16 protein-coding genes and 1 tRNA gene are annotated in these 14,435 nt (G+C 66.4%); 11 read left to right on the forward strand and 6 right to left on the reverse strand.

The window, feature by feature from the left end; all coding sequences use genetic code 11:
- The first annotated feature begins 169 nt into the window (after window positions 1-169).
- Both WS96_RS10295 and WS96_RS10300 read left to right on the forward strand, forming a co-directional pair.
- Window positions 170-814 carry an RNA pyrophosphohydrolase gene (locus WS96_RS10295; protein ID WP_034206345.1) on the forward strand — a complete coding sequence of 215 codons (645 nt, stop codon included), beginning with the start codon at window positions 170-172 and terminating at the stop codon, window positions 812-814.
- A 13-nt stretch (window positions 815-827) separates the two neighbouring features.
- Window positions 828-1,436, forward strand: a complete 609-nt coding sequence (locus WS96_RS10300; protein WP_059779121.1) for a CNP1-like family protein — start codon at window positions 828-830, stop codon at window positions 1,434-1,436.
- A gap of 93 nt (window positions 1,437-1,529) precedes the next feature.
- Here the strand turns inward: WS96_RS10300 and proB are convergent, their stop codons facing one another.
- The 4 genes from proB to rplU all read right to left on the reverse strand — a co-directional run bounded on the left by proB (window position 1,530) and on the right by rplU (window position 4,636).
- Window positions 1,530-2,648: a glutamate 5-kinase gene (proB, locus tag WS96_RS10305; RefSeq protein ID WP_034206343.1), complete on the reverse strand. Its 1,119-nt coding sequence runs from the start codon at window positions 2,646-2,648 to the stop codon at window positions 1,530-1,532.
- Window positions 2,649-2,737: 89 nt separating this feature from the next.
- Window positions 2,738-3,850: an Obg family GTPase CgtA gene (gene obgE, locus WS96_RS10310; protein ID WP_006476998.1), complete on the reverse strand. Its 1,113-nt coding sequence runs from the start codon at window positions 3,848-3,850 to the stop codon at window positions 2,738-2,740.
- 186 nt (window positions 3,851-4,036) lie between these two features.
- The gene (gene rpmA / locus WS96_RS10315) at window positions 4,037-4,300 is read right to left on the reverse strand and encodes a 50S ribosomal protein L27 (RefSeq protein ID WP_034206341.1); all 264 of its coding nucleotides are present in this window, start codon (window positions 4,298-4,300) and stop codon (window positions 4,037-4,039) included.
- Window positions 4,301-4,324: 24 nt separating this feature from the next.
- The gene (rplU, locus tag WS96_RS10320) at window positions 4,325-4,636 is read right to left on the reverse strand and encodes a 50S ribosomal protein L21 (RefSeq protein WP_027783472.1); all 312 of its coding nucleotides are present in this window, start codon (window positions 4,634-4,636) and stop codon (window positions 4,325-4,327) included.
- Between the two features lie 210 nt (window positions 4,637-4,846).
- Here rplU and WS96_RS10330 point away from each other — a divergent pair, with 210 nt between their 5' ends.
- From WS96_RS10330 to WS96_RS10370, 9 genes are all read left to right on the forward strand, one after another.
- Window positions 4,847-5,842, forward strand: a complete 996-nt coding sequence (locus WS96_RS10330; protein WP_034206340.1) for a polyprenyl synthetase family protein — start codon at window positions 4,847-4,849, stop codon at window positions 5,840-5,842.
- 148 nt (window positions 5,843-5,990) lie between these two features.
- Window positions 5,991-6,067, forward strand: a tRNA-Pro gene (locus WS96_RS10335).
- A gap of 140 nt (window positions 6,068-6,207) precedes the next feature.
- Entirely contained in the window at window positions 6,208-7,500 is a 1,293-nt protein-coding gene (locus WS96_RS10340) for an HlyC/CorC family transporter (protein WP_052100232.1), read from the forward strand.
- A gap of 402 nt (window positions 7,501-7,902) precedes the next feature.
- Window positions 7,903-9,180 carry a GspE/PulE family protein gene (locus tag WS96_RS10345; protein WP_059832344.1) on the forward strand — a complete coding sequence of 426 codons (1,278 nt, stop codon included), beginning with the start codon at window positions 7,903-7,905 and terminating at the stop codon, window positions 9,178-9,180.
- A gap of 2 nt (window positions 9,181-9,182) precedes the next feature.
- The gene (locus WS96_RS10350) at window positions 9,183-10,388 is read left to right on the forward strand and encodes a type II secretion system F family protein (RefSeq protein WP_059832346.1); all 1,206 of its coding nucleotides are present in this window, start codon (window positions 9,183-9,185) and stop codon (window positions 10,386-10,388) included.
- A gap of 45 nt (window positions 10,389-10,433) precedes the next feature.
- A complete protein-coding gene (locus WS96_RS10355) occupies window positions 10,434-11,345 on the forward strand; it encodes a prepilin peptidase (RefSeq protein ID WP_059832347.1) in 912 nt (303 codons plus the stop codon).
- 1 nt (window position 11,346) lies between these two features.
- Window positions 11,347-11,955 (forward strand): dephospho-CoA kinase, encoded by a 609-nt coding sequence (gene coaE / locus WS96_RS10360; RefSeq protein WP_059832349.1) that lies wholly within the window; start codon window positions 11,347-11,349, stop codon window positions 11,953-11,955.
- Window positions 11,956-12,064: 109 nt separating this feature from the next.
- A complete protein-coding gene (gene zapD, locus WS96_RS10365) occupies window positions 12,065-12,820 on the forward strand; it encodes a cell division protein ZapD (protein ID WP_027783465.1) in 756 nt (251 codons plus the stop codon).
- A gap of 28 nt (window positions 12,821-12,848) precedes the next feature.
- Window positions 12,849-13,049, forward strand: a complete 201-nt coding sequence (locus WS96_RS10370; RefSeq protein ID WP_059832351.1) for a DNA gyrase inhibitor YacG — start codon at window positions 12,849-12,851, stop codon at window positions 13,047-13,049.
- 58 nt (window positions 13,050-13,107) lie between these two features.
- On the opposite strand, the gene WS96_RS10375 is transcribed toward WS96_RS10370, so the two are convergent.
- Together WS96_RS10375 and WS96_RS10380 are read right to left on the reverse strand one after the other, a co-directional pair.
- Complete coding sequence (locus WS96_RS10375; RefSeq protein ID WP_059832353.1) at window positions 13,108-13,551, reverse strand: NUDIX domain-containing protein; 444 nt, start codon at window positions 13,549-13,551, stop codon at window positions 13,108-13,110.
- Window positions 13,548-14,417, reverse strand: coding sequence for an ATP-binding protein (locus tag WS96_RS10380; RefSeq protein WP_034206332.1), 870 nt, complete (start codon window positions 14,415-14,417; stop codon window positions 13,548-13,550). The genes WS96_RS10375 and WS96_RS10380 overlap by 4 nt, the downstream gene beginning before the upstream one ends.
- Window positions 14,418-14,435: the final 18 nt, after the last annotated feature.

A 14,435-nucleotide genomic window follows, 5' to 3' on the forward strand; every position in this document is an offset into this window, starting at 1 on the left:
TCAAGGTGAAAAAGCTGCGCGCCGTGAACAGCGATGGCGCAGATGACGTAGCAGACTAATCAGGGACAATTCAGCCGGTGTGCCCCGTGCGGATTCGCTCCGTCACGGTGCGCAGCGCCCGTTATCTGTTTATAATCAAAGCAATTTTAAAGGATTCGAAGGTGGTTGTATGCTGGATCGTGAAGGCTTTCGCCCGAACGTCGGCATCATCCTCTTGAACGCGCGCAACGAGGTGTTTTGGGGCAAGCGGCTCCGCGAGCATTCCTGGCAGTTTCCTCAAGGTGGGATCAAGTACGGCGAGACCCCCATGCAGGCGATGTACCGGGAACTGCACGAGGAAACGGGCCTGCATCCGGAACACGTCAAGATAATCGGCCGCACCCGCGACTGGTTGCGTTACGAGGTGCCTGACAAGTTCATCAAACGCGAAGTACGCGGTCATTACCGCGGCCAGAAGCAGATCTGGTTCCTGCTGCGGATGGTCGGACGCGATTGCGACATTTGCTTGCGCGCGACCGACCACCCGGAGTTCGATGCGTGGCGCTGGAACGAGTACTGGGTGCCGCTCGATGCGGTGATCGAGTTCAAGCGGGATGTCTATCAGTTGGCGCTGACGGAACTGTCGCGCTTCCTGCGCCGCCCGGCGCAGCGAGCCGAGAAGCCGCGCGGGCCGCGTGTGTCGCGCTATCCGCGCGTCATTGGCGCACCGGCCCAGCCGCTGACGATTGTCGACACATCGGTGGTCTGTTCGGAGATCGAAGTGGAGGCGAGCTCGCTCGACGAGATGCCGCCCCGCGTGATCGTCGGCAAATGACGAGTCGGACTGCATGACCGGGCGCGACCTTGGTGTCGCGCCCTTTTTTTACGAGGAATGCATATTGAAAGCGATTGCTCTCGCGCTCGCATCGATCGCCGCGGTGGCCGCCCTGGCCGGCTGCGCGAACTCGAAAGCGCCGTCCAACAAGGATGACAGCGAGTTCGTGTACCTGCTCGACCGTCAGGGGACCTGGAAGGAAAACGCCGTCGACACGCTGCCGCCGCTGCCGCAAACGGGCGACCTGCTGCCGTTCAACGTGTCGCAGAACACGCCGCTGAAGTTCTTCGTCGATGCGAAGTCGCTCGACGTCGGTACCGACGGCGTCGTGCGCTACGCAGTCGTCATCACGAGCCCGGCCGGTGCGCGCAACGTGAACTACGAAGGCATCCGCTGCGACACCTACGAATGGCGCCAGTACGCCGGCCTGAACTCGGACCACGACGGCTGGGATCGCACGGTCGAGAACGACTGGCGGCGCATCGAGAACGGCGAGCTGAACGCCTACCACTCCGCGCTCTACCAGGACTACTTCTGTTCGAACAAGATGCCGCAGGGCTCGACCCGGCAGATTCTCGAAAACATCCGGTTCCACCGCACCGCGATGACGCAGTTGCGCTGACGGCACGCGATGCGGGCTACCCGCATCGTCCCGCGCATGAAAAAGCCCGCATCGCGCGGGCTTTTTCATTTGAACGACGGAACCGGCCGGCGATTACACCAGCACGAGGTTGTCGCGATGAATCAGTTCGGGTTCCAGCATATAGCCGAGCACGGTCTCGATCTCGCCGCTCGGCTTGCGGTGAATCAGCTTCGTTTCCGCGCTGCTGTAGTTCGTGAGCCCGCGCGCCACCTCGCGCCCGTCCGGGCCGACACACGCGATCACCTCGCCGCGCGCGAACGCGCCCTGCACGTCGGTCACGCCGATCGGCAGCAGGCTCTTGCCGCCGGCCGTCAGCTTCTCGACCGCACCCGCGTCGATCACGACATGGCCGCGCACCTGCAGATGGTCGGCCATCCATTGCTTACGCGCCGCCATCCGCGCGGTCCGTGCGATCAGTTGCGTGCCGATCGCCTCGCCGGCCGCCAGACGCACGAGCACGTCGGCCTCCCGGCCGCTCGCGATCACGGTATTCGCGCCGCTGTGCGCCGCACGCTTCGCCGCGAGGATCTTCGTCAGCATCCCACCGCGACCGAGACTCGAGCCGGCTCCGCCTGCCATCGCCTCGAGCTCCGGCGCGCCCGCATTGGCCTCGCCGACGAGCGTCGCATTCGGGTCCTTGCGCGGATCGGCCGTGAACAGCCCCGACTGGTCGGTGAGGATGATCAGCGCATCGCCTTCGATCAGGTTCGCGACGAGCGCGCCGAGCGTGTCGTTGTCGCCGAACTTGATTTCGTCGGTGACGACCGTGTCGTTTTCGTTGATGATCGGCACGACGCCGAGCCGCAGCAGCGTGAGCAACGTCGATCGCGCATTCAGGTAGCGCTCGCGATCCGCCAGATCGGCGTGCGTGAGCAGGATCTGCGCGGTGCGGATGCCGTGCTCGGTGAAGCGGCTTTCGTAGACTTGCGCGAGCCCCATCTGGCCGACCGCGGCGGCGGCCTGCAGCTCGTCGATTTCCCGCGGCCGCTTGCTCCAGCCGAGCCGTTGCATGCCTTCGGCAATCGCGCCCGAACTGACGAGCACGACCTCCTTGCCCTGCGCACGCAGCGCAGCGATCTGAGCCGCCCAGCGGCCGATCGCAGCATGATCGAGCCCCTTGCCGTCGTTGGTCACGAGGCTGGAGCCCACCTTCACCACCAATCGCTTCGAATCCGCGATGATCGAACGCATCCTGCACTGTCTCCTGTATCTGATGCCTGCCCGGCCGGGCGCGATTGAACGCCAACGCCGGGCGGCACGCCCGGCGCGTCAGCGAACGTTCAGGCGTCGTCGCCCGGCGTCGCACCGCCCTTCGCCGGCGGCGCATCGCGGAAACGCACGTCGGCCGCGAGATCCTCCGCCTCCGCCGCACGATGCGCGTCCGAGTGTTCGGAGAGATAGTCGTAGATCGCGTAACACAGCGCTTCGCAGCCCTGGCCCGTCAGCGCCGAGATCTCGAACACGGGGCCGTCCCAGCCGAAGCGGTCGAGGAAATCCGCGACGCGCGCCTCGCGCTCGTCTTCCGGCACCATGTCCAGCTTGTTGAGCACGAGCCAGCGCGGCTTCTCGTAGAGGGCCTCGTCGTACTTGCGCAGCTCGCCGACGATCGCCGTCGCTTCCGCGACCGGATCGACGCTTTCGTCGAACGGCGCGAGATCGACCAGATGCAGCAGCACGCCGGTACGCTGCAGGTGACGCAGGAATTGATGCCCGAGGCCCGCGCCTTCGGCCGCCCCCTCGATCAGCCCCGGGATATCGGCGATCACGAAGCTCTTGCTCGGGCCGACACGCACCACGCCGAGATTCGGCGCGAGCGTCGTGAACGGGTAATCGGCGATCTTCGGCTTCGCGTTCGACACCGACGAGATGAAGGTCGACTTGCCCGCGTTCGGCATGCCGAGCAGGCCGACGTCGGCGAGCACTTTCAGCTCGAGCTTCAGCATGCGCCGCTCGCCCGGCTTGCCGTCCGTCTTCTGGCGCGGCGCGCGGTTCGTACTCGACTTGAAATGCAGGTTGCCGAGGCCGCCGGCGCCGCCCTGCGCGAGCATCACCTGCTGGTCGTGCTCGGTCAGATCGGCGATCAGCTCGCCCGTATCCATGTCGCTGATGATCGTGCCGACCGGCATGCGCAGCGTGACATCGTCGCCGCCCTTGCCGTAGCAATCCGAACCGCGACCGTTTTCGCCGTTGCGCGCGAGGTGCTTCTTCGCGTAACGGTAGTCGATCAGCGTGTTGATGTTGCGGTCGGCGATCGCGTAAACGCTGCCGCCCCGGCCGCCGTCGCCACCGTCCGGCCCGCCGAACGGGACGAATTTCTCACGGCGCATCGACGCGCTGCCATCGCCTCCGTCGCCGGCGATGACTTCGATTCGTGCTTCGTCAATGAACTTCATTCGTCACTCCGCCCAGTATTTCCGCTATTGTGCCGCGCGCCGGCGCGCTTGAACAATCTGCCGTTCGGCCGATCGCACGCCGGTTGCGCGAGGGTCGCCGGCACGCACATGCGCCCGGCGACCCAATAAAAAAGGCCCCGCGAAGACTGCGGGGCCTTTCGGCTACGAAGCCCGTGGGTGCCTGACTTAGGCAGCCGCCGGGACGACGATGACCAGATGCTTCTTGTCCGCGCCCTTGGTCGCGAACTTGACGTGACCGTCGACCAGCGCGAACAGGGTGTGATCCTTGCCCATGCCGACGTTATCGCCAGCGTGCATGCGCGTACCGCGCTGACGCACGATGATGCCGCCGGCATTGATTGCCTGGCCGCCGTACACTTTCACGCCGAGACGTTTCGACTCGGAGTCGCGGCCGTTCCGGGAAGAGCCGCCTGCCTTTTTGTGTGCCATCTGATTGCTCCTTTACCGAGGCGCTTACGCGTTGATCGCGTCGATGCGCAGCTCAGTGTAGTTCTGGCGGTGGCCGCCGTGCTTTTGGTAGTGCTTCCGGCGACGCATCTTGAAGATGGTGACCTTGGCATGACGACCGTGCGACACAACGGTGGCCTTGACGGAAGCCCCACTGACCAGCGGCGCACCGAACTTAATCGATTCGCCTTCGCCCACTGCGAGAACCTGGTCGAGCGTGATTTCAGCGTCAATGTCAGCCGGTATCTGTTCTACTTTGAGTTTTTCGCCAACGGCAACCTTGTACTGCTTGCCGCCGGTTTTTATGACCGCGTACATTGAGAACCTCACTCTGGATCCAATTTTTCCGCACACCACGCGCGGAAAACACGTGATTATACATGGGGTTAGCACCCAAGTCAAAGCCGATCGACGATTGCCGCGCGCGGGCCTCGGCCGGACGGCCAAAATCGCGCTGCCGGTACGTCTGACAGACCGGCATATCGCGGATTCGACTTATAATCCGCGGCATCACCCAATTCCATCATCATGTCGTCGTCCACCGCCTCCCCCACCCTCAGCGCCGCCCACCTGCTCGCCCCGATCACCAGCGACATGGAGCAGGTGAATCGCGTTATCCGGCAAAGCCTCGCGTCCGACGTGCTGCTGATCAACCAGATCGCCGAGTACATCATCGGCGCGGGCGGCAAGCGGCTGCGTCCGGCGCTGCTGCTGCTCGTCGCCGGCGCGCTCGGCGAAACGTCGCACCAGCGGCACGTGCTGGCCGCCGTCGTCGAGTTCATCCACACGGCCACGCTGCTGCACGACGACGTCGTCGACGAATCCGAGCTGCGCCGCGGCCGCCAGACCGCCAATGCGCTGTTCGGCAACGCGGCGAGCGTGCTGGTGGGCGATTACCTCTACTCGCGCTCGTTCGAGATGATGGTCGGCGTCGGCAAGATGCGCGTGATGGAGATCCTGTCCGAAGCGACGACGATCATTTCGGAAGGCGAGGTGCTGCAACTCCTCAACATGCACGACGCGGACGTCGACGAAGCGCGCTACATGCAGGTGATCCGCTACAAGACGGCGAAGCTGTTCGAGGCGTCGGCCCGTCTGGGCGCCGTGCTCGCGGGCGCCGATGCGCCGACCGAGGCCGCCGCAGCCGAATACGGCCGCCGGATCGGCACCGCGTTCCAGATCATGGACGACTGGCTCGACTATGCAGGCACCGCCGAGGCGATGGGCAAGAATGCCGGCGACGATCTCCGCGAAGGCAAGCCGACGCTGCCGCTCATCTACCTGATCGAGCGCGGCACGCCCGAACAGTCGGCGCTCGCGCGCGAGGCGATCGAACAGGGCGGCACCGATCGCTTCGACACGATTTTCGAAGCGATCACGCGCTCGGGCGCACTCGATCACACGCTCGAATGCGCGCGCCAGGAAGCGCAGGCGGCCGCAGCGGCGATTGCCGCGTTCCCCGATTCGATCTACAAGGAAAGCCTGCTCGGGTTGTGCTCATACTCGACGTCGCGGCAATCGTAAGCACGCCGCGAACGGGGAGCGATGCCTTGTCCCGAAAAATTTCTTCATCCAAGTATTCCCTTTTAGAAAAAACATCGTTATAGTTACGTTCTTGCTTGAGACGACGCAGCGATCTTCATGAAGACGGCGAAGTCCGAAGAGCAAAAATCGGGGTGTAGCTTAGCCTGGTAGAGCGCTACGTTCGGGACGTAGAGGCCGGAGGTTCGAATCCTCTCACCCCGACCAGATTTAAAAAAACCGTGCACCGTGTGCACGGTTTTTTTTCGTCCGGCGGCCGCAGGCCCCCGTGTCGCGCGCGACACATTGCGGTCGCCGGCCTCTGCTATATTTCCCCCATCCCTGTCCTTCACTGCCCTTTCCAACGCGTGGACCAAATTCCCTTATGGGCGCAAATCGGCGCCGTCTTCCTGCTTCTCCTCTGTTCCAGCTTCTTTTCCATTTCCGAGACCGCGATGATGGCGCTCAATCGCCATCGGCTGAAGCATCTCGCCGGTCAGGGCGTACTCGGCGCGAAAACCACGCAGGGGCTGCTCACGCGCACTGACTTGCTGCTCAGCGTGATCCTGATCGGCAACAACCTGTTCAACACGATCATCCCGGTCCTCACGACCTCGCTCGCGCTCCATACGTTCGGCCGCAACAACCTCGCGCTGTCGATCGCGACCGGCGTCGTCGCGTTCCTGATCATCGTGTTCGCGGAAATCGCGCCGAAGATCGTCGGCGCGACGTTCCCCGAACGCATCGCGCTGCCCGCGAGCCTCGTGATCGCCCCGCTGATGCGCGTGTTCAAGCCGGTCGTCTGGTTCGTCAATGCGCTCGCGAACGGCGTGCTGTGGGCGCTGCGCATCAACACGAAAAAGGGCCGCGACCAGCGGATGTCGGCCGACGAGCTGCGGGCCATCGTGCTCGAATCGAGCAGTTTCATGCCGACCAAGCACCGCAGCATCCTGCTCAACCTGTTCGACCTCGAGAACATCACGGTCGACGACGTGATGGTGCCGCGCCGCCAGATCGAGTCGCTCAACTTCTACGCGCCGCTCGACGACATCCTGCATCAGCTCGAAACCTGCTATCACAACCGCCTGGTCGTCTACGAAGGCGACATCGACAAGGTGCTCGGGGTGCTGCACGTGCGCAAGACGCTCACCGCGCTGCACAACCAGGATTTCGACCGCGAGACGCTGCGCGCGCTGCTCGCCGAACCGTACTACGTGCCGTCGGGCACGCCGGTGGTCCAGCAACTCCAGTTCTTCCAGGAAACCCGGCAGCGCACCGCGCTCGTCGTCAACGAGTACGGCGAACTCGAGGGGCTCGTCACGCCCGAGGACATCATCGAGGAACTGATCGGCGAATTCACGACGTCGATGCCGCGCAGCGAACGCGCGGGCGGCTGGGACGAGAACGGCGAATGCATCGTCTCGGCCAGCATGCCGCTGCGCGAACTGAACCGCTGGCTGCACCTGAAACTGCCGACCGACGGGCCGAAGACGCTGAACGGACTGGTACTCGAGATCCTCGAGGAAATTCCGGAAGACGACGTGTGCGTGAAAATCGGCGACGTGATGCTCGAAGTGATGCGCAGCGACGATCAGGCCGTACGCACCGTCAAGCTGTTCAAGCCGCGCGGCACACGCACCGGACGCGCCGCCGCGCGCTAGGGCCTGCTCACGCTAATAACGGGCTTGCGCTGGCCCCCAGAAGGGCCGAGCGCAAGGATGGCGACGAAGCGAATACTCGACGTATTCGTGAGGAGCATGACGCGGCGATCAGCCCTTCTGGGGGGGCCAGCCCCACGAACGAATGTTTTCCAAACAGGGGAACGTGCCTTTCCGCCCGCATGGCGGCGTCGTTCGTCGTTGCAATAGCGACGGCTATTGCGCCTCCTCTCTTCTTGCACGCGCCCGAAGGAAGTCCCCCTTGGGGGACGGGCGGAAAGACACGTTCGCAAACCCGTTGTTAGCGCGAACAGGCCCTTGGCCGAACGGCCGACTGCCGGCGCCGCCCGCGACGCGCGATCATCTGCGCATCACGGTCAACAGGCGGCCAGCGTGCCGGCTCACATGCATTTCCCTTCCTCCGGGGCGCCGCTGCACACGCAGTCGTCGCCCGCGCATTCCGGCGCACCGCCGGCCGCCGCGCCCCCTGCACTCGATGCGGCCCAGCTCGACGATGCCCCCGCCGTACGCCTGCTGACGGACACGCTGCATGCGGCGCGCGTGCGCGACGCATCGGACATCCACGTCGAGCCGTTCGAAGCCGGCTGGCGCATCCGTCTGCGCGTCGACGGCGTGCTGCATGAACTGGCGCGACCGCCGCTGCACCTGCGCGATGCGCTCGTCACGCGGATCAAGGTGCTCTCGCGCATGGACATCGCCGAGCGGCGGCTTCCTCAGGACGGCCGGCTGCGCATTGCGGTCGACGGCGGCACGCGCGGCGACTACCGCGTCAGCTCGCTGCCCACGCTGTTCGGCGAAAAGCTCGTGCTGCGGCGGCTCGAAACGCTGCCGCCCGATCTCACGCTTGCCAACCTCGGCTTCGACGCGCGGCAGGCGGCCGCGATGGAGGCCGCGATCCGCGCGCCGCATGGCCTCGTGCTCGTCACGGGCCCGACCGGCAGCGGCAAGACGCTGTCGCTCTACTGCGCGCTGCAGATGCTCGATCGCGACGCGCACAACGTCTGCACGGTCGAGGATCCCGCCGAGATCCAGCTCGACGGAATCAATCAGGTCGGGGTCGCCGACAAGGCGGGGCTCACGTTCGCGACGGCGCTGCGCGCGCTGTTGCGGCAGGATCCGGACGTCATCATGGTCGGCGAGATTCGCGATGCGGAGACGGCCGATGTCGCGATCAAGGCCGCGCAGACCGGTCATCTCGTACTGTCGACGCTGCACACGAACGATGCGCCGGCCGCCGTCGCGCGGCTGCTCGACATCGGCGTCGCGCCGTACAACCTCGCCGCGGCGCTGCACCTCGTCACCGCGCAGCGTCTCGTCCGGCGCCTGTGCGTCGCCTGCCGCGTGCATTCGGACGCGTCGGCGCGCGCGCTGCGGGAAGCCGGGTGCGACCCGGCGGCGCTGGCAGCCGGATGGCGGCCGTTCGTCGCGCGCGGCTGTTCCGCCTGTCACGGGATCGGCTATCGCGGCCGCATCGGCCTGCACCAGACGATGCCGGTATCGCCCCGGCTGGCCGAGCGCATCGTCGCGCGGGCGAGCGTCGGCGAACTCGCGCAATGCGTGGCGACCGAGGGCGTGCGCACGCTGCGCGACGCGGCACTCGCGCGCGTCATGGACGGCACGACGAGCATCGCGGAAGCCGTCGCCGCCACACCCGCGGCGTGAACATGCGCACGCCGCCGCGCGAAACCCGCTTTGCATGGCGCGGCCGCCATCGCGACGGCTCGCCGCGCAGCGGAATCGTCATCGCCTTTGACGCCGCGGCCGCGCGCGCCACGCTCGCGCGCGACGGCATCGCGGTACTGTCGCTCGACGTCCGCGGGCCGGCCCGTCCGCCTGCGGCGGCCGCGCGCGACATCACGCGCTTCACGCGCCAGCTCGCGAGCCTGCTGCAAGCCGGCCTGCCGCTTGCGCCGTCGCTCGAGATGCTCGCGCGCACCCGCACGCGCGACGGCGTGCCGCGCATCGCCGCGGGGCTCGCGCGCGAAATCGTCGGCGGCCGGCGCTTCGCCGATGCGCTCGCACGCTATCCATCGCAGTTCGGCACGCTGTATCGCCAGTTGATCGAAGTCGGTGAAGCGTCCGGTTCGCTCGGCATCGTGCTGACGCGGCTCGCGGAACACCGCGAGCGCGCCGATGCGCAATGGCGCAAGCTGCGCGCGGCGCTCGCGTATCCGGCCGCCGTCATCCTGTTCGCGCTCGCGATCTCGGCAGCATTGATGGTGTGGGTCGTGCCGACCTTCCGTCAGATCTTCGACGGTTTCGGCGCCGCCCTGCCCGCACCGACGCGCGCACTGCTCGCGCTGTCCTCCGCGCTGTCGGCCTGGGGCGGCGTGCTTCTGGCCGGCGCGGCCGCCACGGGGTTCGCGGCGCAGCACGCGCTTCGGCGCTCGGCCGCGCTGCGTCATGCGCTCGCGCGGCACCTGCTGCGCGCCCCGCTCGCGGGCAGCGCGCTGGAGCGGTTCGCGGCCGCACGCTGGTGCCGCTCGCTGGCGACCCTGCTCGGCGCCGGCGTGCCGCTCGCCGATGCATTCGCCACGCTCGAGCGCACGGCCGGCCATCCGGTGTTCGCGCACGCCACCGCGCACATCGCCGCACGCGTGTTGCACGGCGTGCGTCTGGCCGACGCGATGCATTCGGCCGGCTGCTTTCCGGACGACGTCGTGCAACCGATCGCCGTCGCCGAGGAATCCGGTGCGCTCGATACGATGCTGGCCGACATCGCCGCGTCGTGCGAACGCCAGCTCGACGCGCGCCTCGATGCGCTCGCGGCGCTCGGCGAACCGTTGATCGTGATCGTCCTGGGCGCCCTCGTCGGCGGCCTCGTGATCGCGATGTACCTGCCGATCCTTCAACTCGGCAACGTGGTGTAGCATCGCAACCGATTCTGTCGCCTTTTTGTCCGAACCTCGAGCCTCATGACGCCAGCGCCCCTGTCCGCCGTTTCCGATTCGCCCGAGCGCGCGCTGCTCGCGCTGGCGTTGCTGCCGCCCGCGCTGCAGTATGCGTTCGCGGTCGTCATCGGCCTTTGCATCGGCAGCTTCCTGAACGTGGTCGTGCACCGGTTGCCCGTGATGATGCAGCGCGCGTGGCAGGCGGAGATCGCCGAAGCGACGGGCGCCGCGAGCTCCCCGCCCGACGACGGTTATCCGCCGCGCTACGATCTGTGGCGCCCGCGCAGCGCCTGCCCGCACTGCGGCCACGTATTGCGCGCGTGGGAAAACATCCCGCTCGTCAGCTACCTGATGCTGCGCGGGCGCTGCCGGCGCTGCGGCCATGCGATCGGCGTCCGCTATGTGCTCGTCGAACTCGCGTGCGCGCTGCTCGCCGCCGCCTCGCTCGCGGCGTTCGGCCCGACCGTCGCCGCGCTTGCCGCGTTCGCGCTGTGCGCGGCGCTGCTCGCGATGAGCGCGATCGATATCCGGACCGGCTACCTGCCCGACTCGATGACGCTGCCGCTGCTGTGGGCCGGGCTCGTCATGAACCTCGGAGGCACCTTCACGTCGCTGCGCTCGGCCGTGATCGGCGCGATGGCCGGTTACCTGTTCCTGTGGTCGATCTACTGGCTGTTCAAATGGCTGCGCGGCATCGAGGGCATCGGTTTCGGCGACCTGAAGCTGCTTGCCGCGCTCGGCGCATGGATGGGCTGGGCCGCACTGCCGCAGGTCGTGCTGTTCGCAGCGGTGACCGGTGCGATCGTCGGGCTCGTCGCAACCTGGCGCGGCCGCATGCGCTTCGAGGAGCCGATTCCGTTCGGCCCGTTCCTCGCGGCCGGCGGCGTCGCCACGTTGTTTTTCGGCACCCCTTTCTATGCGGCGCTCGGAGGCTGACATGTTTTCCGTAGGACTCACGGGCGGTATCGGCAGCGGCAAGACGACCGTCGCCGACCTGTTCGGCGCCCGTGGCGCATCGCTCGTCGATACCGACCTGATTGCCCATCGCATCACCGCACCGGGCGGCCTCGCGATGCCGGCGATCGAGCAAGCTTTCGGTCGCGACTTCGTGGCCGCCGACGGCTCGCTCGATCGCGCGAAGATGCGCACGCTGATCTTCAGCGACGATGACGCCCGCCGGCGCCTCGAGGCGATCACGCATCCGCTGATCCGCGCGGAAACCGATCGCGAGGCGCACGAAGCACAGGGCCCGTATGTGATGTTCGTCGTGCCGCTGCTCGTCGAATCGGGCACCTGGAAGGCACGCAGCGATCGCGTGCTCGTCGTCGACTGCCCGGTCGAAACGCAAATTGCGCGCGTGATGCGGCGCAACGGTTTCACGCGCGAACAAGTCGAAGCGATCATCGCGCGACAGGCGACGCGCGAAGCCCGCCTCGCGGCGGCCGACGACGTGATCGTCAACGACGCGGTCACGCCCGCCGTGCTCGCCGCGCAGGTCGATGCACTGCATCAACGTTATGTCGGATTCGCGACCGCCGCGCACTGAGCGTCGCGCGCGATCGTGATGGTGTACGAAATTGGTGCGTTGCTAGGGTAGAGAGGGGGCATTAGAATGTCCTTCATTGTTTCAATCCCTACCGACGAGGCGAGCGCGCTTGATTCTTTACGAGTATCCGTTCAACGAGCGAATTCGCACGCTGTTGCGTCTCGAAGATCTGTTCGAGCGCTTCGCGTTCTTTTTGGCTCAGGAGGACCCGCGTGAACACCACGTCGCGTTGACGACGCTGTTCGAAATCGCCGAGGTAACGGGCCGCGCGGACCTGAAATCGGATCTGATGAAGGAGCTCGAACGTCAACGCCAGACGCTCGCCCCCTTTCGCGGCAATCCGGGCATCGAGCAGAACGCGCTCGAGGCCGTGCTCGGCGAAATCGAGCAGACGCTCGCGAATCTCGCGCAGATGCAGGGCAAGACCGGCCAGCACCTCGTCGACAACGAGTGGCTCGCCAGCATCCGCAGCCGCGCGGTGATTCCGGGCGGGACGTGCAAGTTCGACCTGCCGTCGTACTACGCGTGGCAGCAATGGCCCGCCGAGCAGCGGCGCCAGGATATCGCGAAGTGGATCCTGCCGATGCTGCCGTTGCGCGACGCCGCGGCGATCGTGCTGCGGCTCGCGCGCGAATCGGGTCAGGCGTCGAAGGTCATGGCGATGCAGGGCAGCTACCAGCAGATGCTGTCCGGCCGCACCTACCAGCTGATGCAGGTCCGGGTGCCGCCGGAGCTGCGCGTGATTCCCGAAGCGAGCGCCAACAAATACATGTTGTGGGTGCGGTTCACCATGCAGGACGGCGATGTGCGGCCGCGCGCGGTGGACATCGACGTGCCGTTCCATCTGACACTGTGCAATCTGTAACGGCCGCGTGCCGGATCGATGCTTTCGTATGACTACCGTCGTGAAATGTCCGTCGTGCGGCGCCGAAGTGCGCTGGACGCCTGAAAATCAGTTCCGCCCGTTCTGTTCGGCCCGCTGCAAGCAGCTCGACCTCGGCGCATGGGCCGCGGAAAAGTACCGGATCGGGGGCGCCGCCGACGAGGGCCCGTCGTCGGAAGAGGACAGCGCCGACGGCCGTCGCGACAGCTGACCGGCACGACGCCGGCCGCCGGCGATATGGCCCGCCTTTCCGGCAGGCCGCCTCGGCGTCAACGCGACGCCGCTTCCTTCTCGAGTAGTTCCAGCACCGGCAGCGCCGCCGGCAGCAGCGGCGCGACTTCGACCGGCAGTTGCTGCCACACGAACGCCTGCCCTTCCTTGCTGTGCGGCTCGCCCGTCCAGCCCGTCACCTTGCAGAAATAGAGCCGCACGTACGCGTGCGGATAATCGTGCTCGAGCGTGTGCCAGCGGTGGCTGGCCGTGACTTCGATGCCGAGTTCCTCATGCAGCTCGCGCGCAAGCGCGTCCTCGACGCTTTCGCCGGCCTCCAGCTTGCCGCCCGGAAACTCCCAGTAACCTTCATACGGCTTGCCCTGCAGGCGTTGCGCGAGCAGATAACGCCCGTCCGGCTGCACCATCACGCCGACCGCGACTTCCGTCACCTTACGGCCGTCCGGCGCCCGCACGGCGCCCTGTGCCAGGTCCGCGCTCATGCCTGCTCCTTGCGGCCCGACCAGTCGCGCGCGAACTGCCATGCGACGCGGCCCGAGCGCGAACCGCGCTCGAGCGCCCACACCAGCGCGTCGCCGCGCGCCGTCTCGATCTCCGCATCCGGGCAGCCGAAGTGACGTAGCCAGTGCGCGACGATGTCGAGGTAGTCGTCCTGCTTGAACGGATAGAAGCTGACCCACAGACCGAAGCGCTCCGACAGCGAGATCTTCTCCTCGACGACTTCGCCGGGGTGAATCTCGCCGTCCGGCAGATGCTTGTACGACTCGTTGTCGCTCATGTACTCGGGCAGCAGATGGCGGCGGTTCGACGTCGCGTAGATCAGCACGTTGTCCGACTGCGCGGCGATCGACCCGTCGAGCGCGACCTTCAGCGCCTTGTAGCCCGATTCGCCGTCCTCGAACGACAGGTCGTCGCAGAACACGATGAACCGCTCCGGACGCTGCGAAATCAGGTCGACGATGTCGCCGAGATCGTGCAGGTCGTCCTTGTCGACTTCGATCAGGCGCAGCCCGTCGTTCGCGTACGCGTTCAGGCATGCCTTGATCAGCGACGACTTGCCGGTACCGCGTGCGCCGGTCAGCAGCACGTTGTTGGCCGGCTTGCGCTGCACGAACTGCCGCGTGTTCTGGTCGATCAGCGCTTTCTGGCGATCGATGTTGTGCAGATCGTCGAGCGTGATCGACGACACGGCCGGCACCGGCTGCAGGTAACCGCGCCCCTGGCGCTTGCGCCAGCGGAACGCGTGGGCCGCGTTCCAGTCGATGGCCGCCGGTGCGGGCGGCAGCATCCCTTCGAGACGGCCGAGCAGCGCTTCCGCGCGCGTCAGAAACTGTTCAAGCTTGTCCATGTCGTTGAGCGCTCCCGA

Source organism: Burkholderia sp. MSMB1835 (assembly GCF_001526365.1).
GTDB lineage: Bacteria > Pseudomonadota > Gammaproteobacteria > Burkholderiales > Burkholderiaceae > Burkholderia.

What these genes read in the sequence shown, in the direction of transcription:
- WS96_RS10295 (WP_034206345.1), top strand. Translation starts at nt 170, where the DNA reads ATGCTGGATCGTGAAGGCTTTCGCCCGAACGTCGGCATCATCCTCTTG.
- WS96_RS10300 (WP_059779121.1), top strand. Translation starts at nt 828, where the DNA reads ATGACCGGGCGCGACCTTGGTGTCGCGCCCTTTTTTTACGAGGAATGC.
- proB (WP_034206343.1), bottom strand. Translation starts at nt 2,648, where the DNA reads ATGCGTTCGATCATCGCGGATTCGAAGCGATTGGTGGTGAAGGTGGGC.
- obgE (WP_006476998.1), bottom strand. Translation starts at nt 3,850, where the DNA reads ATGAAGTTCATTGACGAAGCACGAATCGAAGTCATCGCCGGCGACGGA.
- rpmA (WP_034206341.1), bottom strand. Translation starts at nt 4,300, where the DNA reads ATGGCACACAAAAAGGCAGGCGGCTCTTCCCGGAACGGCCGCGACTCC.
- rplU (WP_027783472.1), bottom strand. Translation starts at nt 4,636, where the DNA reads ATGTACGCGGTCATAAAAACCGGCGGCAAGCAGTACAAGGTTGCCGTT.
- WS96_RS10330 (WP_034206340.1), top strand. Translation starts at nt 4,847, where the DNA reads ATGTCGTCGTCCACCGCCTCCCCCACCCTCAGCGCCGCCCACCTGCTC.
- WS96_RS10345 (WP_059832344.1), top strand. Translation starts at nt 7,903, where the DNA reads ATGCATTTCCCTTCCTCCGGGGCGCCGCTGCACACGCAGTCGTCGCCC.
- WS96_RS10350 (WP_059832346.1), top strand. Translation starts at nt 9,183, where the DNA reads ATGCGCACGCCGCCGCGCGAAACCCGCTTTGCATGGCGCGGCCGCCAT.
- WS96_RS10355 (WP_059832347.1), top strand. Translation starts at nt 10,434, where the DNA reads ATGACGCCAGCGCCCCTGTCCGCCGTTTCCGATTCGCCCGAGCGCGCG.
- coaE (WP_059832349.1), top strand. Translation starts at nt 11,347, where the DNA reads ATGTTTTCCGTAGGACTCACGGGCGGTATCGGCAGCGGCAAGACGACC.
- WS96_RS10370 (WP_059832351.1), top strand. Translation starts at nt 12,849, where the DNA reads ATGACTACCGTCGTGAAATGTCCGTCGTGCGGCGCCGAAGTGCGCTGG.
- WS96_RS10375 (WP_059832353.1), bottom strand. Translation starts at nt 13,551, where the DNA reads ATGAGCGCGGACCTGGCACAGGGCGCCGTGCGGGCGCCGGACGGCCGT.
- WS96_RS10380 (WP_034206332.1), bottom strand. Translation starts at nt 14,417, where the DNA reads ATGGACAAGCTTGAACAGTTTCTGACGCGCGCGGAAGCGCTGCTCGGC.